Origin of the sequence: Arthrobacter sp. NPDC057009 (genome assembly GCF_042673905.1) — a bacterium.
Lineage (GTDB): Bacteria > Actinomycetota > Actinomycetes > Actinomycetales > Micrococcaceae > Arthrobacter.
In genome coordinates this window covers 216,258-239,485 of sequence record NZ_JBHUSB010000006.1, presented here as the reverse complement: position 1 = coordinate 239,485, position 23,228 = coordinate 216,258, and the positions used below count along the sequence as shown (strand labels likewise).

At 57.7% G+C, this 23,228-nt stretch carries 16 protein-coding genes and 1 pseudogene; 10 read left to right on the top strand and 7 right to left on the bottom strand.

Annotation, left to right across the window (positions count from 1 at the left end; translation table 11 throughout):
• Positions 1-255 precede the first annotated feature (255 nt).
• From ACFTR6_RS09090 to ACFTR6_RS09080, 3 genes and pseudogenes are all read left to right on the top strand, one after another.
• Complete coding sequence (locus ACFTR6_RS09090) at positions 256-459, top strand: hypothetical protein (protein ID WP_377957664.1); 204 nt, start codon at positions 256-258, stop codon at positions 457-459.
• Between the two features lie 56 nt (positions 460-515).
• A pseudogene (locus ACFTR6_RS09085) lies at positions 516-2,160 on the top strand (IS1634 family transposase).
• A 19-nt stretch (positions 2,161-2,179) separates the two neighbouring features.
• Positions 2,180-3,718, top strand: coding sequence for an IS1634 family transposase (locus tag ACFTR6_RS09080; RefSeq protein WP_377957672.1), 1,539 nt, complete (start codon positions 2,180-2,182; stop codon positions 3,716-3,718).
• Positions 3,719-3,853: 135 nt separating this feature from the next.
• Here ACFTR6_RS09080 and ACFTR6_RS09075 read toward each other — a convergent pair whose 3' ends face one another.
• The 7 genes from ACFTR6_RS09075 to ACFTR6_RS09045 form a co-directional block, all read right to left on the bottom strand.
• The gene (locus ACFTR6_RS09075; protein ID WP_377957663.1) at positions 3,854-4,954 is read right to left on the bottom strand and encodes a glycosyltransferase family 4 protein; all 1,101 of its coding nucleotides are present in this window, start codon (positions 4,952-4,954) and stop codon (positions 3,854-3,856) included.
• A 180-nt stretch (positions 4,955-5,134) separates the two neighbouring features.
• Entirely contained in the window at positions 5,135-6,364 is a 1,230-nt protein-coding gene (locus ACFTR6_RS09070) for a hypothetical protein (protein ID WP_377957662.1), read from the bottom strand.
• 134 nt (positions 6,365-6,498) lie between these two features.
• Entirely contained in the window at positions 6,499-7,638 is a 1,140-nt protein-coding gene (gene wecB, locus ACFTR6_RS09065; protein WP_377957661.1) for a non-hydrolyzing UDP-N-acetylglucosamine 2-epimerase, read from the bottom strand.
• Positions 7,635-8,735 (bottom strand): NAD-dependent epimerase/dehydratase family protein, encoded by a 1,101-nt coding sequence (locus ACFTR6_RS09060; protein ID WP_377957660.1) that lies wholly within the window; start codon positions 8,733-8,735, stop codon positions 7,635-7,637. Before ACFTR6_RS09060 ends, wecB begins: the two co-directional genes overlap by 4 nt.
• Entirely contained in the window at positions 8,735-9,850 is a 1,116-nt protein-coding gene (locus ACFTR6_RS09055) for a polysaccharide biosynthesis protein (protein WP_377957659.1), read from the bottom strand. The genes ACFTR6_RS09060 and ACFTR6_RS09055 overlap by 1 nt, the downstream gene beginning before the upstream one ends.
• 35 nt (positions 9,851-9,885) lie before the next feature.
• Positions 9,886-11,043 (bottom strand): DegT/DnrJ/EryC1/StrS family aminotransferase, encoded by a 1,158-nt coding sequence (locus ACFTR6_RS09050; RefSeq protein ID WP_377957658.1) that lies wholly within the window; start codon positions 11,041-11,043, stop codon positions 9,886-9,888.
• The gene (locus tag ACFTR6_RS09045; protein WP_377957657.1) at positions 11,030-12,877 is read right to left on the bottom strand and encodes a polysaccharide biosynthesis protein; all 1,848 of its coding nucleotides are present in this window, start codon (positions 12,875-12,877) and stop codon (positions 11,030-11,032) included. The genes ACFTR6_RS09050 and ACFTR6_RS09045 overlap by 14 nt, the downstream gene beginning before the upstream one ends.
• A gap of 374 nt (positions 12,878-13,251) precedes the next feature.
• Here ACFTR6_RS09045 and ACFTR6_RS09040 point away from each other — a divergent pair, with 374 nt between their 5' ends.
• The 7 genes from ACFTR6_RS09040 to ACFTR6_RS09010 all read left to right on the top strand — a co-directional run bounded on the left by ACFTR6_RS09040 (position 13,252) and on the right by ACFTR6_RS09010 (position 23,226).
• The gene (locus tag ACFTR6_RS09040) at positions 13,252-14,796 is read left to right on the top strand and encodes a polysaccharide biosynthesis tyrosine autokinase (protein WP_377957656.1); all 1,545 of its coding nucleotides are present in this window, start codon (positions 13,252-13,254) and stop codon (positions 14,794-14,796) included.
• Between the two features lie 400 nt (positions 14,797-15,196).
• Complete coding sequence (locus tag ACFTR6_RS09035; protein WP_377957655.1) at positions 15,197-16,696, top strand: DUF4012 domain-containing protein; 1,500 nt, start codon at positions 15,197-15,199, stop codon at positions 16,694-16,696.
• Positions 16,697-16,839: 143 nt separating this feature from the next.
• The gene (locus tag ACFTR6_RS09030) at positions 16,840-17,439 is read left to right on the top strand and encodes an LPXTG cell wall anchor domain-containing protein (protein ID WP_377957654.1); all 600 of its coding nucleotides are present in this window, start codon (positions 16,840-16,842) and stop codon (positions 17,437-17,439) included.
• A gap of 214 nt (positions 17,440-17,653) precedes the next feature.
• Positions 17,654-18,967 carry a UDP-glucose dehydrogenase family protein gene (locus tag ACFTR6_RS09025; protein WP_377957653.1) on the top strand — a complete coding sequence of 438 codons (1,314 nt, stop codon included), beginning with the start codon at positions 17,654-17,656 and terminating at the stop codon, positions 18,965-18,967.
• Positions 18,968-19,523: 556 nt separating this feature from the next.
• Entirely contained in the window at positions 19,524-19,934 is a 411-nt protein-coding gene (locus ACFTR6_RS09020) for a VanZ family protein (protein WP_377957652.1), read from the top strand.
• Positions 19,935-20,067: 133 nt separating this feature from the next.
• Entirely contained in the window at positions 20,068-20,340 is a 273-nt protein-coding gene (locus tag ACFTR6_RS09015; protein WP_377957651.1) for a hypothetical protein, read from the top strand.
• Positions 20,341-20,466: 126 nt separating this feature from the next.
• Positions 20,467-23,226, top strand: coding sequence for an AAA family ATPase (locus ACFTR6_RS09010; RefSeq protein WP_377957650.1), 2,760 nt, complete (start codon positions 20,467-20,469; stop codon positions 23,224-23,226).
• Positions 23,227-23,228 lie beyond the last annotated feature (2 nt).

The following is a 23,228-nucleotide window of genomic DNA, read 5'->3' as shown; positions in this document are numbered from 1 at the left end:
ACCGCCGCCACACACAAAGGTCCGCCCCACGCTTCCAGGAAGCGTGCACTGCCATGCCCCGAACATGTACTTGACAGGACCTATAGCCAGCTAGGTGGAGCTCGATCGCGTAGCCGCAGCGGCGGAACGATGCCTTGGCCCCCTGAGTTGGCTCACGGGTCGTGCTTTCGCGGTAGCGTAGCGCTCTGACCTGCGGTGATGCCATCAGAATGGTGCTTTTCCACGCACTAAGGGGATTTGTTCTAGTGTCACCGTGTGGTGTTCATCAGGAGGGTGCGGACGGCCTCGGGAGCTACGGCAGTGCAGATCGCCGAGTATGTACGCGGCCGGCAGCAGATCGTGGAACACATCGGCTCGGCGCATACGGAGGCCGAACTCGGCATGCTGCTCGAGCGCGCCCGCCTGAGTTGGCTCACGGGTCGTGGTTTCGCGGCGGCGCAGTGCTCTGACCTGCGGTGATGTCGGCGGATTGGTGCTTTTTCACGCACTAAGGGGTTTTGTTTTAGTGTCACCGTGTGGCGTTCATCAGGAGGGTGCGGACGGCCTCGGGAGCGACGGCTGTGCAGATCGCCGAGTATGTGCGGGGCCGGCAGCGGATTGTGGAGCACGTCGGCTCGGCGCATACGGAGGCTGAACTCGGCGTGCTGCTCGAGCGCGCCCGGGAGCTGCTGGAGAACCCTGCCCAGGGTGTCCTCGATCTCGGTGTCGAGCCCGCGCCTTCGGTGAAAGGTCTGGTCGCCCCGGTCGGCGAGCCGGGTCTGTTCGCCGTTCCTGACGCGGCGGCGTCAGCCGGTCGTGACGGTCCCGGACGTGTGGTCGGCACGGACTCGAGGATCCTGTTCGATGCGCTGGCCGGCGTGTTCACCGCGTTGGGGTTTGATGGCCTGGATGACGAGGTGTTCCGGGACCTGGTGATCGCCCGGGTCGTCGAACCGACCTCGCTGCTGGATGCCGGCAGGGTGCTGCGGGACCTGGGCCGGTCCGCGGCCAGTTACGCGACGATGAAGCGCACCTTGGCCCGGGCGGCCGCGGGCAAGTACCGGGACCGGATCGCGACCTGGTGCTTCCAGCACGCCAGCACCAGCGGGGATATTTCGCTGGTTCTCTACGACGTCACCACGCTCTACTTCGAGGCCGAGAAGGAAGACGAGCTGCGGAAGGTCGGGTACTCCAAGGAACGCCGCGTCGATCCGCAGATCGTCGTGGGTCTGCTGGTGGACCGGGGCGGGTTCCCGCTGGAGATCGGCTGCTTCGAAGGCAACAAGGCCGAGACCGCGACCATGATCCCGATCATCAAGCAGTTCCAGGCCCGGCACCAGCTGGCCGACATGGTCGTCGTGGCCGATGCCGGCATGCTCTCCGCGGCCAACCTGCGCGAACTGGATGAGGCGAACCTTCGGTTCATCGTCGGCTCCCGGATGACCAAGGCACCGACCGACCTGGCCTCGCACTTCCGCTGGCACGGCGACGCGTTCACCGACGGGCAGCTGATCGACACCATCACGCCCCGGACCGGCCACACGAAGGAGAACAACCCAGACCTGCGCGCCGAACCCGTCTGCGATCCCGACACGCACCAGGGTTCTTTGGCGGGCGGTATGGGCCTACTCCCGGAAGAGAGCCGTCCGCGACGCCACGACCCTCACCGCCCAGGAGAACCGGGCCCGCGAGGTGATCGAGGGACAGAAGACTGCCCGGACTCCGCGCTTCGTGAAGACCTCCGGCGGGAAACGCAGCCTCGACGAGGCATCACTGACACGCGCCCGGCAGCTGGCCGGCCTGAAAGGCTACGTCACGAACATCCCGGCAACGGCCATGACTGCAACAGAGGTCATCGGCTCCTACCACGACCTCTGGCACGTCGAGCAGTCCTTCCGGATGAGCAAAACAGACCTCAGGGCCAGGCCCATGTTCCACCGCACCCGCGACGCCATCGAGGCACACCTGACCATCGTGTTCACTGCGCTGGCCGTCTCCAGAACCATCCAGAACAGGACAGGACTCGCGGTCGCCAACGTCATCAAACAACTCCGGCCGCTGCGCTCGGCGACCATCGCCATCAACGGCACCACCCAAAGATTCGCCCCCGACATCAACACCGAGCAGCAAGCCGTCCTCGACGCGATCCAAAAGCCAAAAATTCACGCACTAAAGAAATGAGCCAAGTCAGGCGGAACACATCGGCTCGGCGCATACGGAGGCCGAACTCGGCATGCTGCTCGAGCGCGCCCGGGAACTGCTGGCCAACCCTGCCCAGGGCGTCCTCGATCTCGGTATCGAGCCAACGCCTCCGGTGAAAGGCCTCGTTACCCCGGTCGGCGATCCGGGTCTGTTCACCGTTCCCGACGCGGCGACGTCAGCCGGTCGTGACGGTCCCGGACGGGTGGTCGGCACCGACTCCAGGATCCTGTCCGACGCGCTGGCCGGCGTGTTCACAGCGTTGGGGTTTGATGGGCTGGATGATGAGGTGTTCCGCGACCTGGTGATCGCCCGGGTCGTCGAACCGACATCGCTGCTGGACGCCGGCAGAGTTCTGCGGGACCTGGGCCAACCCGCGGCCAGCTACGCAACGATGAAGCGCACCCTCGGCCGGGCCGCAACGGGCAAGTACCGCGACCGGATCGCGACCTGGTGCTTCCAGCACGCCAGCACCAGCGGCGACATTTCCCTGGTCCTCTACGACGTCACCACCCTCTACTTCGAGGCCGAAAAGGAAGACGAGCTGCGGAAGGTCGGGTACTCCAAGGAACGCTGCGTCGATCCCCAGATCGTCGTCGACCTGCTCGTGGACCGCGGCGGGTTCCCGCTGGAGATCGGCTGCTTCGAAGGCAACAAGGCCGAAACCTCGACCATGATCCCGATCATCAAGCAGTTCCAGGCCCGCCACCACCTGGCCGACATGGTCGTCGTGGCCGATGCCGGCATGGTCTCCGCGGGCAATCTGCGCGAACTCGACGAGGCGAACCTGCGGTTCATCGTCGGCTCCCGGATGACGAAGGCACCGACCGGCCTGGCCTCGCACTTCCGCTGGCACGGCGACGCTTTCACCGACGGGCAGCTGATCGACACGATCACACCCAGAACCGGCCACACCAAGGAGAATAACCCCGACCTGCGCGCCGAACCCGTCTGGGACCCCGGTTCATGGCGGGCGGTATGGGCCTACTCCCGGAAGAGAGCGGTCCGAGACGCCACGACCCTCACCGCCCAGGAGAACCGAGCCCGCGAGGTGATCGAGGGACAGAAAGCGGCCCGGACTCCACGCTTCGTGAAGACCTCCGGCGGCAAACGCAGCCTCGACGAGGCATCTCTGACGCGCGCCCGGCAGCTGGCCGGCCTGAAAGGCTACGTAACCAACATCCCGGCAACGGTCATGGCTGCAGGGGAGGTCATCGGTTCCTACCACGACCTGTGGCACGTCGAGCAGTCCTTCCGGATGAGCAAAACAGACCTCAGGGCCAGGCCCATGTTCCACCGCACCCGCGACGCCATCGAGGCACACCTGACGATTGTGTTCACCGCGCTGGCCGTCTCCAGAACCATCCAGAACAGAACCGGACTGGCGGTTGCCAACGTCATTAAGCAACTCCGGCCGCTGCGCTCGGCGACCATCGCCATCAACGGCACCACTCAGAGGTTCGCCCCCGACATCAACACGGAACAGCAAGCCATCCTCGACGCGATCCAGGAGCCAAAATTTCACGCACTAAGGAAATGAGCCAAGTCAGGTCTGATGCCTGCCCCGGGGCATGACTCAAGGCCAGGGGGCGTGCCCGGAGCCTACTGCGGCCAGAATCGCTGTACAGTGAGCGAACTATTCGAGAAACCTCCGAATGGCACACGTGCCTCTTGATCACCGTTTCCTTGGAACTGACGCCGAAGAACGATCCAAGAGCTCACGTTCTAGAAGGGAAAAGAAGTGTGCCTGTGGATCCTGTGCCCGCCAGACGTTGTAGCAAGCGGCGGCTGCCAACCGGCGGCGCAAGCGCTCCGCCGTTGACGTTCCCGCATAAGCGTTGACGGCGCGTGCCCAGCCCATGGAATTATTAGGGCTAACGATTTCTCCACCACCGCCAACCAACCGCTCCGACCAAGGGGTAACGTCGGCACACAGGACAGGGCAGGAGGCGGAGAGTCCCTCAGCGATCACGTGTCCAAAGTTTTCGCCTTTGGTTGGGCAGAACATGACATCGTATTGATTCAGGCGAGACCGAATTTCGTCGTGCGGTATGGCGCCAAGAAAACGTACGCGGACATTCGGAGGGAGACTCGCGACCAAGCTCTTGCAACGCTCGAAATAGCTCAGATCTTCCGGCGGTCCGATTATATCAAGCGAGATATTTGCGTCCACCGACTGTAATCCCTCGAGCAGGGTATGTATGCCCTTTTTAGGCGAGAGTCGCGAAAGGCTAACCGCTCGTAAAGGACCCCCTGTCGGCTGCACAGGATCCAGGGCTCGCTCGGGCAGCAATGTGTCATTCTCACGTATAACAATAGAGACATCCGGTCCGAAGATCGCCCTTATGTCTGCTGCCTCAGCGGGAGCAGAGGCGTGCCACACAACTTTACCGGCTAGCCCAGATAGCTTAAAGGCCTGGATGTAGAACGACTTCTTTTGCTTCTTAAGGGCCAGTGCCCCCGCACTGAATTCCCCCCTTGGCGCTATCGCAAGCCCCTTGGGACTTAGCCAGCCAAGACGAAATAGAGCCTGTGGAACTATTGAGAACCAAGGGTCAAAGAAGCTATTCAAGTAGATAGCAGCAGGCCGCAAACTGCGAACTTTCCTTATTGCTCGAACAAAAGAAGCAATCTTTTCCACTGAGCAGTAATAGACCTGGGCGCCGGAGTGTGACAACCAAACGTCGGGAATCACATCCAAAGGCTGCTTCTGCCCCAAGTCAGTGTTTGTTGTCAGTACATAAGACTCGAACTTTGGAGGCGCTGCATCAAGCATTGCCGCTATTGTACGAATGGGCCCACCGCCGAGATATGCAGGCGGAAAGAATGTATTGAACACAACTATTCTCAAAACGAGCACTCCGTCTTCTTCAGGTATCCGCGCACAAGTTCTAGCCCCATGGCCGATACACCGCATAAGTGATCCGCTCGACTTACGACCTTGATAAAACTCACGTTATTTCCTAGTCAGTTGGATCAACGACATCCACCACAACAGCGATGCGATGATGGTAACGCAGAGGAAGGCAGCCACTGCACCGATCGCATGCCACCATAGAGCACAGACAAGCACCAATGGAATACGGATGACAACAATCACATTACTAATTGCTGCCACCCGCTTCGCAGCCCAAACACTGCGATGCGCCGCGAGCGGGGCGGCCGCCACGGCCACGAACACAGAATCCAGCGCAACGATATAGATGAGCGAAGATGAGTCCTGCCAGGTGGAACCGAGAAGTAACTCACCAAAAAAATGACTGATCAGAACCAATCCACTAGTCAAGACGAGATGCACGCAAACCAATGCCAGAGCACTCTTGCGCACTGCCGCCCGAGAAACTGTTGCAGGATCAGGTGTTGACCTTGCGAGATAGCTGATTAAGAGCGGCTGAACGGTAGAAACAATTAAGTTAGAAGGACCAAGCATGGTGCTCGCACCTCGCATTGCTCCTACAAGAACCGGCCCGCCCACAAGGCTCAGGAGAAAAGTCAGAATGTGGACGGACCCAGACCCTATTAGTGCTTGGCAACCAAAAATCAGGCTCGTCCTCAGCTCCACGGCTTCGCCCTTCCAAGAGGGCAACAATTTATAGCCTTGAATGTATGAAACGAGATACCCGAGAGCCGAGCCGGCAGACGCCCAAATGGCCACCAGAATAAACGGACTTATCAGGTCAAACCAAGTCATCACAACTGCGCAACCAGTGACGAGTAAGAGTATGCAGTCCTGCATTATGGCGGTTTGTCCATCATCCAGGCTTAGACTCAGTGTTTTTGAATAATCGTAAAAACATATGCCATGAATTGCCAAACCCACGATAACCAAATATGGTGAACCGGCGAAAACACCACATAGGCTAATGGGAATGGCGAACACTATCGCCATGAAGGAAATGCGACGGGCGGTCGTCCGCCTCTTTCTATACGAAGGCGAGACGGAAATAATAGTATTAGCACCAGCGTCGCGCACAACAAGCTGAACCAAAAGATAAGCGGCGAACGCAACTCCGAACATGCCCAACTCACCGGTTCCCCCGGATCGTGCGACCATCACAGATAAGGCTAATGACACGGCACTAAAAATACCGTTCGACAACAGAGCCCTAACCACCCTGTGCATATTCCTCAACCATCCACGACTATCTGCGCTTTTAGATTCTGTGCCTTCTTGTGTGCTGGTCATCTAAAACCCGTCCCGCGAGGGGTCCCTCCCACCTGTGCCAAGGGGTCCCTCCCACCTGTGCCAGTTGAACTCCACAACGAACCTCAAAGCAGGATCCTCATGCAGGCGTCAGAACAGAACCAGTCCTACGAGAGCTAAACTCGGATTCCTGCACGCTGATGATGACTATGAGCTGTCGACCGGATGAAATTGACCGTACGCCTGGAAGTATCAGAAACAGAGTATTCCCATGGTGCACTCGCTGCTCCCCTGTCCAAGTGCAGGTCGAGTGTCATCCGAACGGAGTCGATAATGGCTTCGGTACTCAAACCCGTAGTAACTATTCCGCCGGCATCGAGAGCCTCGGGCCGCTCAACTGAATCACGGAGGGTGACAGCCGGAAATCCGAGGATCAGCGATTCTTCACTTATCGTGCCACTGTCGGAGAGCACGAGCTTTGCCGACTGCTGAAGCTTTATATAGTCGTTGAAACCGAAAGGTGGATGGAATTGCAACCCACGTTTTAAGTCTTCAGGTTGGGCTTCCAGGCGCTTTCGTGTACGCGGATGCGTGGAGACGAGCACGGGGAGGTCAAACTCTCGACCAAGTTCATTTAGAGCACATAGAACCTGTTCCAGCCGAACCGGATTGTCTACATTTTCTTCGCGATGTAAGCTGACAAGGAAATAGCCACCCTCGCTCAGATTTTGGCGCGACAATACATCGCTGTCCGCAATCGCCTCAGCATTCCCATCCAATACTTCCTTCATAGGTGATCCCGTCAGCGTGACGCGTGAGGGATGAATACCTTCAGCCAGAAGGTTGCGTCTCGCGTGCTCTGTGTAAACCAAGTTGTAGTCCGAGACATGATCCACAAGTTTTCGGTTCACTTCTTCAGGGACGTTTTCATCGAAACAACGATTGCCCGCTTCCATGTGGTAAACGGGGACTTTCAGGCGGCGTGCGATCAGGGCAGAGATACAGCTGTTTGTGTCGCCCAATACAAGCATGGCATCAGGTTTTTCATCCAACAAAACCTTCTCGGTGGATGCCAGGATGGATCCCAGCACGGCACCTAGGGACGATGTATTGGCTCCGAGAAAGTGGTCAGGACGCCTCAGTCCAAGATCCTCAAAAAATACCTCATTTAATTCATAATCATAGTTCTGACCAGTGTGTACCAGAACATGGTTTGTATATTCATCGAGAAGCCTGATCGTTGCCGCCAAGCGGATTATCTCAGGACGTGTTCCGACGACAGTCATTACCTTCAGCTTGAGGTCTGGATTAGTCATACTTCCTCCGGGAACGTATCCGGAGCTGCCGGATCGAACAGCTCGTTGGACCAGAACATTGTGTATAAAGCGTCCGGACCTGTATTTGTAATGTTATGAGTCCACAGCGTAGGCATATCGATGGCTACAGGTTTATCGCCATTGACCGTGAAGCTCAGCACTTCGTTGGTAAACAGCTTTCTCATCGAGATCTTGGCAGTTCCGGCTAGCACGCTAAAACGCTCAATTTTTCGTCGATGAAAGTGTTGACCTCGAGTTACAGTGGGATGGGTCGTAGAGAAGGATGTTTGCCCGCCACTCCTATGGGAGCGTATGACTTCAAAGAAGGAACCCCTGTCATCCCTCCGTCTATCCAACTGGATTACTCTCTTTTCGGGGCTCAGATGCGACCGATAGGTGTTAAAAAGATCCCGGTCGAAGTCCGTCTCCAGCGACGGAATACTACCATCGCTATAGACAGCGGATATGCGCGTCAACCTCTCCAGCAAATCGCTGACGGATGTTGTCTCGATCAGAGAGTGACTGGACTCGGCATCGCAATCGCCGACGAGCAACTCGGCCGCACTCTGCGCGTGCAGCATTCGCAATTCTCTGTCCTCATGTATTTCAGGGGTTCGGCCATCCGCGAGCATCTGGCAAAAGGTGGCGGTAACGGCGTTGTAAAACGGCCTTCCGTGTTCCCCGAACAGGTTGGGAAGTCTGCAGTCGAAAAATTCAGAGCCGACTTCCGCCGCAGCTGCAGCCAAAATCGATGCTGCCTGCTCCTTTGCAGTTCCGTACGTCGTGCCATTTCCTGCTTGCGTTGAATTAGCAAACACAATCGCTCGCGGTGGGAGTTGACAAGTAGTTATGACGGCCGCGAGCTGCCTGGCGAATAAAATGTTCCCGTCGCGGATCTCTAGGTCAGTCCCTCGATTGACGCCCGCAAGGTGGATGAGGCGATCGGCACCGTCAATGCTTTCTACAGCCTTCGCCAAATCGAACGACGCGCCTAAAGTGACACCAGCCGGCTCCCGGCCGGAGCTCAGGAGCAAGGATCTCGTATGGAACCCTAAGAACCCACCAGAGCCAGTTACGGTCACACGCTTGGCACTCATTATGCTCTCTGCCCTACTCTCTCATTAAGGCCGGCACTCCGCAGTTCGTTGCGAACTTCTGGCAAGGTAAGCAGCAGCTCTTCAATTTCTGGCACAGTAAGCTGGTTAGTGGTGTGGGAGTCGTAATCGTCATAAGCTGACTGCTCGGGGATGCCTTCACTGAAATACAACTTGTAGTTCAGATCCCGGTTATCAGCACGGATCCGGAAGTAATCACCCATGTCCTCTGCGCGAGTTAATTCTTCACGGCTCGCGAGCGCTTCGGATAGCTTCTCTGCATGTCGCGTACCAATCACTTCGACGTCCGGCGTGACTTCAAACAAGTTACAAATGGCTTGGACAAGATCCCCAATTGTTGACGCTGGGGCTTTCTTTACGAACAAGTCCCCCTGAGTTGCATTATGAAAGGCGAAGTCAACGAGGTCAACGGAGTCTGCCAGGGACATCAAGAACCGCGACATACTGGGGTCTGTGACAGTTACCTTCGCGCCTTTCTTAATCTGACGAATAAACAGCGGGATGACGGAGCCTCGCGAGTACATGACGTTCCCGTATCGTACGCAGGAGACGACCGTTTCAGTGTCAGGATTGTTCAATCCGTAAGACTGGGCCACCTTCTCCATGAGAGCCTTACTCATCCCCATCGCGTTGACGGGATAAACCGCTTTGTCCGTACCCAAACAAACCACGGACTTCACGCCATGGGCATCGGCTGCACGAACGACGTTGTCGCTACCGAGAACGTTGGTACGCATGGCTTCCATCGGGAAGAACTCACATGACGGCACTTGCTTTAGTGCGGCTGCATGGAAAATGAAATCTACGTCCCTGGTGGCCCGGTGGATGCTTTCGTAATCCCGGATGTCACCTACGTAGAACTTCAGTCTAGGGTCACCCAACTCATGGCGCATCGCATCCTGTTTAGCCTCATCGCGGCTGAAGATCCTAATCTGCTCCACGTCACTCTGCAATAGTTTTTCGGCAACTGTGTGCCCGAAGGATCCAGTGCCACCGGTGATGAGGAGTTTCTTGCCGGCATAACCATTTCGCATCATAGTAAATATCTCCTGCCGCTGCCGCGTAACACTCGCTTTAGTTGTGGTGAAAGACCACATTGAATTTGTTCACTGTTATCCATGAATTGAACTAGCTAGAAGTTCGGTATTAGCCGCCGGCTTTCAAGGAAGTCTTCAATCGCAGCCCCCACTGCCTGCACCTCTTGCAGAGACAGGGCAGAACCACTAGGCAAAGTTAGTCCCGTCTCGAAGAGTCGTTGTGATGATCCATTTGTTAGGGCGCGCGCTCCCCGAAAGACCGGTTGAAGGTGCATCGGTTTCCATAATGGTCGGCTCTCGATGTTTTGGAGCGCAATGGCCGCACATAATTCGTCCGCACTGAATCCGGCATCATCTGGATCTACCAAAACCGAGGTGAGCCAACAATTGTCGAACTCGTCCCCCACTGCCCCAAAGACTGAAACTCCGGGGACAGATTCAAAAATGCGCTTATAAAATTGACGCACCTCTCGCCGTCGGAGAATCATGTCATCTAGTCGGCGAAGCTGAGCACGTCCAAGCGCCGCCAATAGGTTGCTCAGTCGATAGTTATAACCGACGTCTTGGTGCTCGTAATGAACGACTGGCTGTCGTGCCTGGGTCGCCAAGTATCGTGCGGTGGAAGCCAGCACCGGGTCGTCTGTCAGCAGCATGCCACCGCCAGAAGTAGTCATTATCTTGTTACCGTTGAATGAAAATATGGCAGCCTCGCCCCAAGCACCTGCTGCCTTGCCGCCATGAACAGCACCAAGCGACTCAGCAGCATCAGCGAGCAGAGGGAGTCCGTGCCGAGCCGCAATGGCCGTCAGGGTGGTGTAGTCAACGGCCTTCCCAAGAAGGTCTACAGGAACGATGGCCTTGGCTCGCTCACCACTAGAAGCAAGTGAATCAATCGCTTCCTCGACGAGCGTCGGATCCAAGTTGCCAGTCTCTGGGTCGCAGTCTACGAAGAACGGCTCAGCGCCCGTATATGCAATAGCGTTCGCCGTAGCAGCAAAAGTCATCGTCGATGTAATCACTACATCACCAGGCCCAATTCCTTTAGCCAAAAGTGACAAATGTAGCGCAGCGGTACCTGAACTGAGCGCGACGGCATGCTTTCGGCCGATCCGCTCTGCCATTTCCTCCTCGAACTTTTCCACGTCAGGTCCGAGAGGAGCAATCCAACCCGAGCGTATGGCGCTGAGTACGTACTCTTCCTCCAACAGTCCTACGTCTGGAGAGGACATAAATATTCGTTCAGTCATTTTCATTCCCCAATGAAGTGGCGAGATACGGCTTGTGTGCGTTTACGCCTGGTGCGCAGGCCTGTTCCCAGACCTCGTAGTCAAGTTCTTCGGGCATCAGTGGAGGTACGGCGGTGTGAGTAATCTGCGGGTGGAATGGCCGTTCATCCGACTCGGTCACTCCCAACAGCTCCTCATGGAGTTTCTCTCCTTCGCGGAGGCCAGTGAATACGATCTCAATTTGCCTCCGCGACATGGCAATCATTCGTTGAGCTACGTCCAATATGCGAACGGGTCGACCCATGTCGAGAATCAAGGCTTCGCCCGGCCGACCAATAGCACCGGCTTGAATCACAAGCTGGCATGCCTCCGGAATTGTCATGAAATATCGAGTGACGGCAGCATCCGTCACGGTTACAGGACCACCGGCTTCAATCTGTGCAATGAACGTGGGTAACATGGATCCTCGGCTTCCGATAACGTTTCCAAAACGAACGGATAGGTAAGTCTCCCCCGTCTGCATAGCCGCCCAAGAGGTGAGGCGTTCCGCAACCCGCTTTGAATGTCCTAGGACACTCATTGGGTTTGCCGCCTTGTCTGTGGAGATATTAATAAAAGTCTTAACGCCCGATCGGCAAGCAGCTGACAATACGTTTAGAGTGCCGAGCACGTTGGTTTTCCATGCTTCTTCGGGATACTGCTCCAACATCGGGAGGTGTTTGAGGGCGGCAGCGTGAAAGACAACCTCAGGCTGCCGACGTCTGAAAATGTCATCCAGGCTGTCCGCGTCTCTGATGTCCGCGAGTACAACGTCGTCACTGTCGAGGAGGCCGTGGCCCGAGACCGACATCTGCACTCCGTGAAGACCTGATTCGTCCCTGTCCAGCATTATTAGTTCCCGGGGCGAAAATTTCACCAGTTGACGGCAAAGCTCAGCTCCGATCGAACCACCTGCGCCGGTTACGAGGACTCTCTTCCCAGCTACGTATCCCGCAATGGACTCGACTTCAGTGTTGACTGGATGCCGCCCGATGATGTCTTCGATCGCCACGTCCCGCAGGTCGCCAAGTTTCATCCCACCATCGAGGATTTCGTTCAGTAGTGGCAGGACCATCATTCGAAGGCCAGCCCGGTCCGCTTTGTCGGATACGTCTCGGATAAAGTCTGCGTCTGCCTGTGCAATGCAGAGAACCAGCGCAACGGCTTGGGCTTTTCGGGCAACTTCTACCAAGTCGTCAACGGTCCCCCGAACCGGAACATTGGAGAGCCTAAGGTGGCGCTTGTGCGGGTCATCGTCGATTAAGGCGACCGGTACATACGGGGACGAAGGATCCGTCAGCATACGCCGGACCAGATAGGAACCAGTCTGCCCAGCGCCATAAATAAGTGTGCGTTGAGCAGCGTCGCTTGGCTTGGCCTTCCGTTCCGATGCAAGTCGGCGCAGGTACCGGCTGCCGCCCATCAAGACAAAGGCAACTGGCAGCGCGACCAGCGGCGTACTCCTGGGCAGTCCATGCGATGAAAGTACAAAAAGAGTCACGGCGAAAAGAACGGCAGACACCGTTAAAACCGTTCCCAATAGGGTTTGAGCCTCATGAAAGGCTCCGAACTCATGGCGCCCGCGATACAGTGCCAGCCCCCACCCTGCCAGGGCCTGCACGACAATCGCCAAAATGGCCAGCAGTCCTACAGCCCACCAGGTGACCTGCGCGACAGCAAAATCGTATCTAAACAGCACAGCAAACGTAATCGCAATTACCCATGCCTCGGCGTCAACCGCGTATTGAAGAATACGATAGGCCCAGCGCTCAGCAATTCCGTCGTCTGCGTGACGGCGCGCGGCCGCGTTTGACGTACTCATCAACTTTCCCCCACAACTATGCTTCTGACACGCACCGATGGCGTTTAAGTCAGCCCGAGCCCGCTTCAGCCTCCCATAGGGGATGGCTAGTTCGCGGTCGTCCCGCCGAAAAACGGAACCTCATGCTGGATTATTAAAGCACCTCTGAAGCCCTTGATCGGCACACATCCGTTTTGCGGCTTCACACTCATACCCAACGCCTGGCTGGGCAGGGTTGAGCTTGCCTTAAGAAGCGGAAGGCAGCGGCTTCGCACTACGACACAGTACCCCGTTACACGTCCGTCAGATCGTTCGCACTTCGCATCGATCGAGTGGGAAGGCGGAGAGTTTCGTTCAGTCTTGGCAACGCACACCGCAAAACTCTGGCAGGTAGTATGGACGAGATTCTGCCAAAAACCACCTCCGGAAGGGGCTCGATTTTGGAGCTTAAGGACTACCTTCGCATTCTCCGGCGAAACTGGGTTCTGATCGTCGCATGCACACTTCTCGGGGTCGTGGGCGCCGGAACCGCATCGCTGCTAGTCAAGCCGACCTATATATCGGAAACAAAGCTTTTTGTAGCACTGCAGAATTCGAGCTCGGTCTCGGAACTGCAACAAGGTAACGTCTTCTCGCAGGCACGAGTTGAGTCGTACGTCAAAACCGCGCGTACACCTCTAGTTCTTCAGCCAGTAATTGACAGCCTAGGGTTGAACACAGATCCCCAAGCGCTGGCACGGAAAATCGTTGCGAGCTCCGACGAGAAAACTGTGCTCATCACCATATCCGTCGAAGACGAGTCAGCTGTTCAGGCTGCAGCCATTGCTCAGGCAGTTGGAAGCAGCCTAGTAAATGTCGTAGATGAATTGGAACGGCCTTCAAGCGATGCTCCCTCACCTGTGCGGTTGTCTATAGTCGCTCCAGCGACTGCACCGTCCTCACCTGCATCACCGAACTTGCGCTTGAACTTGCTTATGGGATTGGCCTTCGGGCTACTGACTGGCATCGGATTGGCTGTTCTAAGGGCCCTCCTGGACACCCGGATCCGAGGCGAAGAGGATCTTCGAAGGATCACAAATAGCGCTCTACTAGGAGGCATCAGCTTCGACGCTGACGCTACAAAAAAGCCGCTACTCACCCAAGCCTCCCCTCATAGCCCCCGCGCCGAGTCATTTCGACAGCTCCGGACCAATCTGCAGTTCGCTCATGTGAGCCATGCCTCGAAGGCGGTCCTCGTAACTTCTTCTTTGCCAGGGGAAGGCAAGAGCACGACTGCAACCAATCTCGCGATAGCACTTGCACAGGCCGGCCAGACGGTTGCACTTGTCGACGCTGATCTTCGACGACCAATGGTTGCGGAGTACCTAGGCTTGGAGCGGAATGCGGGACTCACTACCGCGTTGATCGGCCAGGCAGACATTAATGACCTCCTGCAGCAATGGGGAAACGACAATCTATACGTGCTTGCGGCAGGTCAAATCCCGCCGAACCCGAGCGAGCTGCTAGGCACCGACAGAATGAAGCAACTCATAGTGGGATTGGAAGACAGCTTTGATGCGGTGATTATTGATGCGCCGCCGCTGCTTCCCGTCACCGACGCTGCGGTTCTGGCACAGCAAGTGGGCGGTGTGGTCCTTGTGGTCGGCGCCCAGAAGGTAAGAAGCACCGATCTAGAGAAATCTTTGGCTGCACTCGAGTTAATAGATGGCGACTTGCTTGGCGTGGTTCTCAACCGATTGCCGGCTAAAGGTCCGGACTCCTATGCCTACAGCTACTACGGGAACGATAGCGACAAAAGCGGTTCAAGGAGTCAGAGCCTGATGACCGCACGAGGTCCGCGCAAAGACTCAAGTACAGAATTTGATCGCATCTTACGGGGTGGAGAGTTTGTTCCACACCGGGCACGCAAAGAGGCGGATAGGAATCGCAGTGCCCGCTGATGAGAAGGGCACCCCGCATGGTTCACAAGGCTCTGACTCGACACCCGCATTAAATGTAAACGTGAGTCGATCAGGCCCTGTGACAGTCGGCGTTGGAAACTCGCGTATCTCCCGTCGTGGGCTTAGAAATATTGCTGTCGCTGGAGGCGCAACGCTGACACTTTGCATAATTGCTACAGGGTGGCTGGCCCACAAGGGTTTGGTCATTCGCGACAATCTGTCGGCAGCCAGCAATATGACAAGTCAGTTTCGAAGAGAACTTGTTTCCAACGACCCGTCGCGAGCTGTCGAGACTCTCGACAAAATTCGCACCAAGGTTAGCGCAGCAAAGGATGCTGCCTCTGATCCGCTCTGGACAATGGGACGCTGGCTACCCTTCGTCGGTCCAAACTTTGCGGCCGTGACTGAGGTCGCTCTGTCAGTGGATGACGTCGTTAACACGGCGGCAGAACCACTACTACATGTAGCTCTGTCTGACGGCTGGGCCGCATTTGCACCGGTTGACGGCAGGTTCGACCTGAAACATCTCGAGGAGATGTCACCGAGGGTTGTAACCGCATCAAACACGGTTGATCTGACGTACGCGCGCTTGAAGTCTATAGACCAGTCACTGCTCTTGGCCCAGGTTCGGCAACCCCTGACGGAAGCGACTGCTGCCCTCGGCGAAGTCCGTGGTGGCCTTCGTGTCGTGGCAGACACGTCAAGAATTCTCCCCGACATGATGGGCAACGACGGACCGCGGAACTTTCTGGTACTCGTACAAAATAATGCTGAAGTCCGTGCCACCGGGGGATTGCCAGGCGCATTAGCAGTTCTCCGAGTTGAAGATGGCAAGATAGCTCTCGTCGCCCAGTCCAGTGGCTCAGCTATGGGCAAGTTCAACCCGTCGGTTCCTGTCGACAAGGAGCAGACCCGTATTTACACGGAGCGGCTGGGAACATACATAAGCGATGTGAACCTTACACCGGACTTTCCCACCGCGGCTCGTTCTGCTAAGACGATGTGGGAACAACGCCATCACGATGTAATTGATGGAGTTATTGCACTCGACCCTGTCGTCCTGTCGCACATACTCGAAGCTGGCGGTCCGATCGCCATTACCGCTGGTGCCGACGGGCAAGGCCTCCCGGCAACTCTCACGAAAGATAACGTCGTTGCTACGCTTCTTTCAGACGTATACACAAATCTTCCGAGTAACGATTTGCAGGACACTTATTTTGCCGCCGTGTCCCAAAAGGTTTTTGAAAAAGTAGCCTCAGGAAACATCCCTGTTGAAAATTTATTAACGTCGTTCAAAAAGAGTATTGAGGAGAACAGACTCTATATTTGGAGTGCACGCAAGGAAGAGCAGGACGTACTGGGTTCCACAGATGTCGGTGGCTCTGTAGCAGGCAGGAACTCCGGCGGTGCATCCTACGGCGTCTACTTCAATGATGGAACGGGCGCAAAGATGGACTACTTCGTGCACCGAAAGATAGAGCTTGTGCAAGCCTGCCAGCTCGAGGGCGGTGCCACGGGCAAGGTCCGGGTCACGCTGAAGAACACCGTTGCCGCAAATGCTGCGAGCTCGCTTCCGTGGTCCGTGACTGGAGGCGGAGCTTACGGAACCCCCCCAGGAAAGATCGCCACCAACGTCGTCGTCTACGGACCATCACAAGCGCAAATTGAGGGAGCGTTTATGAACGGCATAAAGACACCGGTTGGTTCCTTTATTCATGCCCAGCGCCCGGTCGGGGTCGTAAGAACCCTCCTGGCACCCGGCCAGTCAACAACCGTGGAGTTCGATTTCTCAAAGATCGTGCAAGATGAGGAGCCCACGTTGCGGGTTACACCAACCACTCAAGACCCGGTCGGCCTGATTAGTATCGTCGAAAGTGACGAACATTGTAACGAGAAGTAACCAATATATGGACGGAACTTCCAGTTGGAATCGCCGCTCTTTCACTGATAGTCTTAGTTGCGGGTCGGCCGCTGTCTCACGTGCCGAGAATGCTTCATCCGCATAAAGGCCTAACCATACAACTCTTCCGGGGGGAACTATCCATGAAAAAGACCCTTGCTATTTTGGCCATCGCGGCCTCGCTTGCTGGCGCCGGTGTTACGGCTGCGAACGCATATGTGACACCAGAAACAGCCACTGTTTCTGACCCTGTAGTAGCTCCAGGCGAAACGTTCATTTTCAGTGGGTCCGGAATGAATTCCAACGAACGCGTCGACGTCGTTGCCTCGAACGAGGGTGGTCCCGCTGCTGCTGGAGGATCCACCGGAATCGGAGCGGCGAGCGTGCCGACCGGTGTGATTGTGCTTTCTGCTGTTGTCAACCTCTCCACGACAGCTGACGCAAGTGGTCGCTTCTCCGTTCCTGTGGCACTGACGGAGCCCGGAACATACACCGTAACGGGCACCGGTGCCACGTCGGGAACTCGGGTGTCAGCAGTTGTTACCGTTACTGCCACGGGTGACCTTGGCGGAGGCACGGGCACGGGCACCGGCACGGGCTTGGCAAACACAGGCGGAGACGCCTTGGCTAACACAGGCACTGATGCAAGCCTTTTGCTTTGGGGTGCCGCAGGTATCGCCGCTTTGGGTCTTGGCGCCGGCGGCGTAATCCTGGCTCGTCGTCGCGTAAAGCTCGAAGCATAGGACCAGAACTTATCGCCGTAGGGGTCGGGATCCGTGGATCCCGACCCCTACTGTTTCTCTAACATGTTGTCTTAGCACTGCATGTGTCAGTCGAGCCGTTGTGCTGGCCTGATCGATTGAAAAATTCAGCGTTATGCCTGGCAGTTGCTGGCAACGTAACGCGCTTAGTACTAATCAACCCTTAGGGCTCTGAAATTACGCTTTGGGAGCGACAATGCGCATTTCCGTTATTGGATGCGGGTACCTCGGTGCCGTACACGCAGCAGCAATGGCAAAATTGGGCCATGACGTCATTGGAGTCGACAGTGACCTGCGGAAAATCGAGGAACTTCAAGCGGGTCGCGCACCCTTCTTCGAGCCCGGACTGCCTGAGCTGCTCGAGGAGGCCCAAGCTTCAGGCCGTCTGAGTTTCACATCGGAAATGTCTGCCGTCTCCACGGCAGCACTTCACTTCGTCTGTGTTGGGACACCACAGCGCAGAGGCGAAAATGCAGCAGACCTGACGTATGTGAACGCGGCTTTCAGTGACCTGACTCCCTACTTGTCAGAGGGGGCCATCGTAGTCGGTAAATCAACTGTTCCTGTCGGTACTGCCGGCCGTTTGGCCGCATCGCTTGCGGAAGCGGCTCCGCATGCAACAGTTGCATGGAACCCTGAATTTCTTCGTGAAGGCCATGCGGTCAGTGACACGCTCAACCCTGATCGATTCGTTTATGGCGTCCCGGCCGGGCACCAAGGGCTAGCAGCTGTGTCTGCCTTGGATGAAGTCTACTCTGCATCGCTGGCTGGCGGCACGCCACGGGTTGTAGTTGACTACGCAACAGCTGAGCTTGTGAAAACTGCAGCGAATTCTTTCCTAGCTACCAAAATTTCGTTCATCAACGCCATGGCAGAGTTGTGCGAAGCTTCGGGAGCCGACGTCACACTGCTCGCCGATGCAATCGGAATGGATGAACGCATCGGCCGTAAGTTTCTCAATGCAGGAGTTGGCTTCGGCGGTGGGTGTCTTCCCAAGGATATTCGAGCTTTCATGGCTCGCGCCGGCGAGTTGGGGGCCGACCAGGCGCTGACGTTCCTGAGGGAAGTGGACGCAATTAATATGCGCCGGCGCTCGCGCGTAGTCGAGTTAACCCGAGCCCTTCTTGACGGGACGCTGATTGGGAAACGAATAACGGTCCTAGGAGCCGCGTTCAAGCCCGAAAGTGATGACGTTCGCGATTCACCTGCATTGAGTGTTGCGGCCCAACTCCAATTACAGGGTGCGACCGTCACTGTAACGGATCCACAGGCACTCAAAAACGCCGCTCAGCGCTTTCCCGAGTTAGTCTTCGAGCAAGATACCGAGCTCGCGCTGACTAATGCTGAGGCGGTTTTGCTCCTGACGGAGTGGCGTGAATACCGGGATCTTGACCCAATTGCTGTTGGAGGTGTTGTTAAAGAGAAAGTGATCTTGGACGGGCGCAACATACTCCAACCAACCATATGGCGGGAAGCTGGGTGGACCTACAAAGGCATTGGCCGTCCCTGATCGACGCCAACAGCTCCCCATTGACTTCAATCACGTCCCTTAACGCTAGTCCTGCGACTCATCCAGGACTTCCATGCCAGCTGTCAGCACTAACTCTCAACGGAGCCAAGCCAGAGCTGCTCATCACTTGGGGTGTGCATAGGAATCGGCGCCGGCGGCTCTGGCCTCATGGTCGAGCCTGGTCGCCCTTCAGCTCCAGTGTTTGCTCAAAGCCTATCGAAAATGGTCCTCCAGTAGCCGCTTTGTACCTCAGGTCATCATCAGCACGTTGCTCCTGCCCGCGTTGATCTCCTCCTCGGCCACGTACTGGATGGGTGGCGCACCACCATCGGCAGCGACTTACGCAACGCTGTCCTGGCGGTCGGACATGCATGTCCAAACCGGCGGCCTGAACAACTGTTTGGCGAACTATTACCCAGATCATGAACGACCTGACAATTGACGTGCGGAAAGCGAAATTCTGCGTGCAGATTTCGGCACGTGAAGGGGCTCCCGTAGCGTTTTCCTCATGGGGAAATGGAGGCGAACCGACGTTGCGGGATCTGCGCGTGCCCTGTTGACTCTGTACCTGGCCGCCCTTGCGTTCGTGGCGTTCTGGCCCAGCCCGGTGGATCGGCCGATCGCCGGCCGCCTTCAGGTGCTGCTGTATGCCCTCCACCGGGTTGGTGTGCCCGAGCTCATCAACTACAACTTCGTGGAATTCGCGTCCAACATTTTGATGTTCGCGCCGATTGGTGCCCTCGCAGCTTTGGCGTTCCCGGCGTTTCATCGGGGGCAGATCGTTCTGAGCGCATTCTTGGCTTCCTGCTGTATGGAGCTGGGACAGAGACTCTTCCTGCGCGACAGGTTTCCGAGCGCTATGGACATCGTGGCCAATACGGCTGGGGCCTTGCTGGGGGTTTGGGTGCTGGGGGTCGTTGAGCAGTGGGTCCGGGACGGCGGTTTCGACAGGGTCAGGCGGCGCTGATTTCGACAGGCTGATTTCGATACGCTCAATCAGCTTCGGCCTCGAATACGGTGAGTACTCAACCCAGCGCCGGCGGCAAAAACAGGTATCCGCCACTCTGGGGCGCCGCAAGCGTGCACTCTACTTTGAGTGAATGAAGTTTGAAATCCGCCAGTTCATCCGCCGATTCATCGAGCGGAACATCATTGCCGATGACCCGGCGCCCCAGCGGTCCTGGCTCGGCCAGCAGGACATGCCCCACCAGGAGCGCCGCGCGGACGTTCCCCTTTCCGGGCTGCCCGTTGCTCCACTGGCCCCGCTGCCCGGACGGCACAGCGGGCAACCACATCTGGTCCCCTTTGGCCGGATCAGGGCACATCGTGGAGCACCTGTCCATCGCGCCGCCGGCTCACCCGATGTGAAGTGAAGGATTTGAGCCGGCGTTGCGGTCCCATGCCACAAAACATTTGATTTGAGTTCTCTTATGTAAAAGACACTCCCCGGTAACCAGCGGCGAATCATCGGAGGGAAATAACAATCAGGGGGAAACAGTATGTTGCCGACGGCAGACGACGGTGTTGGGGTGCGCGGTAACACCCGCAACACCACCTCCGAAAGCAAGCCGCTGGTTTCGGACTTTGACCACGTACCACTCGTTGGGCGTGACCGGATCGTTGACAGAATCGCGGAAGCCGTCGGGCCAGGTGCCCGAGGGGTTTTGCTGGCCGGCGATCCCGGCACAGGGAAGACCGCTCTGCTGGAGCATCTCCGCCGAACGCTCAGCCACGAGCTGTACCTGGTGCAGGTGCGCGGCAGCAGCATCGGCGCACGGACCGCGAATGGTGCCCTGCGGTTCCTGCTCGATGCCGCGGAAGGCGACGAGCCGAAACATCCCGTGTTCGTTTTTCAGAAGCTGTCACAGCTGCTGCACTCGCGTTCCCAGGGCAGGCCGGTGATCCTGCTGGTTGACAACGCGCATCTGCTTGATGCCCAGGCCGCCGCGGTTATCGGACTGCTGGCCAGAAGCGGGCAGGCCCGGCTCGTCGCTGCCTGCAACGGCATCTCCACGCTATCCGGGGATCTTGTGGGTCTCTGGAAAGACGGACTCCTTGATCTTCAGGAAATCGGACCATTCACGCCGGCTGATGCTGAAGCGTGGATTGCAGCTGCCCTCAACGCGAACGTGTCCCAGCTCGCGGTAAGGGCCCTCTGGGACCACAGTGGCGGGAACCCGCTCATCCTGCGGACGCTAGTCGCGGAACAGATCCGGGCGGGAACCCTCCTGAACAGGGACGGCACGTTCGTTCTTGCCGCTGCCGTCGTCCTGGACGGCCAGCCACTGTCCGACGTCGTGCGAGCACGGTTGAGTAGGCTGTCCGTCGGGGAGCGCAACGTGCTTGAGCTCCTGGCTTTGTCAGGCGGGCTGTCCCCGGAAATGCTGAGGGGCGTCGCAGCGCCGGGCGATGTCGATTCCCTCCTGGAACGCGGACTCGCCGACCGCATGCCTACCCGGGCTCTCATCAGGGTGAAGAACCCCGTGGTGGCCGAGGTGGTCCGCCGGGAGGTCCCTCCCGGGCGGAGCATGCAACTCCAGAGACTGCTGGACAATTCATTGGACCTCTCCGCTGCTGCGCCGGTCCGGATCAGGGCCTACGCTTCCTGGAAGCTGAACTCCGGTTTGGCACTTGAACCTGAACTTGCGCTTCGGGCTGCCGAAGCGGCGAACCGGAGCGGGGACGGCGAATCAGCCTTGCAGTTCCTTAGGGCTCTTACTGACCGTCGCCTGAACCACAGGGCGGTCCTGGGCGAAGCTTTCGCGCTCCTGCAGCTGAACCGGCCAGCTGAGGCGGACGAAGTACTGGATGCCTTCAGTCGCGGCCCCTTGAAGCTCCTGCCTGTCACCTCAATGGCGGAATTTTTGTTGGAACGCGCCTCGCTGGCCTGCACACAAAAGGACGCTCCTGCTGAGGCGGACACCCATTTGCAGGAGCTTTGCTCACGGCTCGGCCGGAGTGAACTGCTCCAGTCTGTAGCACCGGAAATATTGTGCAGCCTCAAGGATCGGCTGACGCTCGCGGTAGCCACCGTGTGCAGCTATCAGGGCCGATACACCGAGTCCATTCCCGCCCTGACTAGCCTGTACGTGAACGGACGCGGCGCATCTGAGGAACTCAGACTGCGGGCCGGGGGCTTGCTGTCCGAGGCACTGGCGATGATCGGCAGGCAGGATGACGCCGTCCGGGTGGCGGAAGAAGTCACCGAAAAGATGAGCGTTGCAGAGGTTCCCGAACGTTTGCACGCCGAATTGCGGCAGCGCTTCATGGTCGTGTACCTGACGGCCGGCATGTGGAGCAGCTGCGCGGAGGTCATGAGCTACAGTCCCCGCCTGCGGACAACACCGGGACTGTGGCTGCACGAGCTTGATGTCCTGGGCAGCGGGCTGATGCCCTCGTACGAGGGCAGGGCAGACCATGCTCTCCAAGTGCTCCACCCCGCCATCGTCCAGCTTCGGTGCCTGGGCCAGGACGCCGCACTCGGGGTGGCACTGGCGGCGGCCGCCTACGCGCATGCAGTCCAGGGAAGCCTCACAGCGTCCAGGGAGTGCCTGCAGGAACTGAAGATTTTGCCCTTGAGGAATGCCTGGACTTTCCGTGGACCAGTTGAATATTTCGCCACCCTTGCCGTTGCTGTTGCGGCGCCCGGCCCAGAGTCCATGGCCGGTTTGCTGCGGCATGCCGATCAGGAACACCTGGACGGCCGGGTCTCATACGAGCTGTTTTACCTGAACGCCGCCGTGCGGCTGGGTGAACTGGCTGCTGCTCCCCGATTGCTGGCTGTAGCGCGTCGCTGCCAGGGGGCTTTCGCTGAAGCGTCCAGAATTCTGGCCACCGGCATCATGGCCGAGAACCCCGAGCTCCTTCTGGCGGCCGGAGAGCTGGCTAAGGACTTTGGCAACGAACGCTTCTGCCGGGATGCCGCCCTCGCTGCCCACGACGTCGCCGTCCGCACCACAAACAGGACCGCGGCGCGGCGCGCACTCAATGTGGCGGCCGAGAGCGAGCGAAAACTGAACGCGGAGTCTCCGAACCTCACAGCAGCCGGAAGGCTGGACTGTCTCACCGTTCGTGAGCGGGAAATTGTCCGGATGGTGGCTGGCGGGGCAAGCAACCGGGAGATTGCCCAGCAACTGCATGTTTCCGTGCGCACAGTGGAAGGCCATCTGTACCAGACTTACATGAAACTCCAGATCTCGGGCCGGGATTCCCTCTACCAGGTGCACCAGGAAGCTGCGCGTGCCGGCGCGGGTGGTTGAGT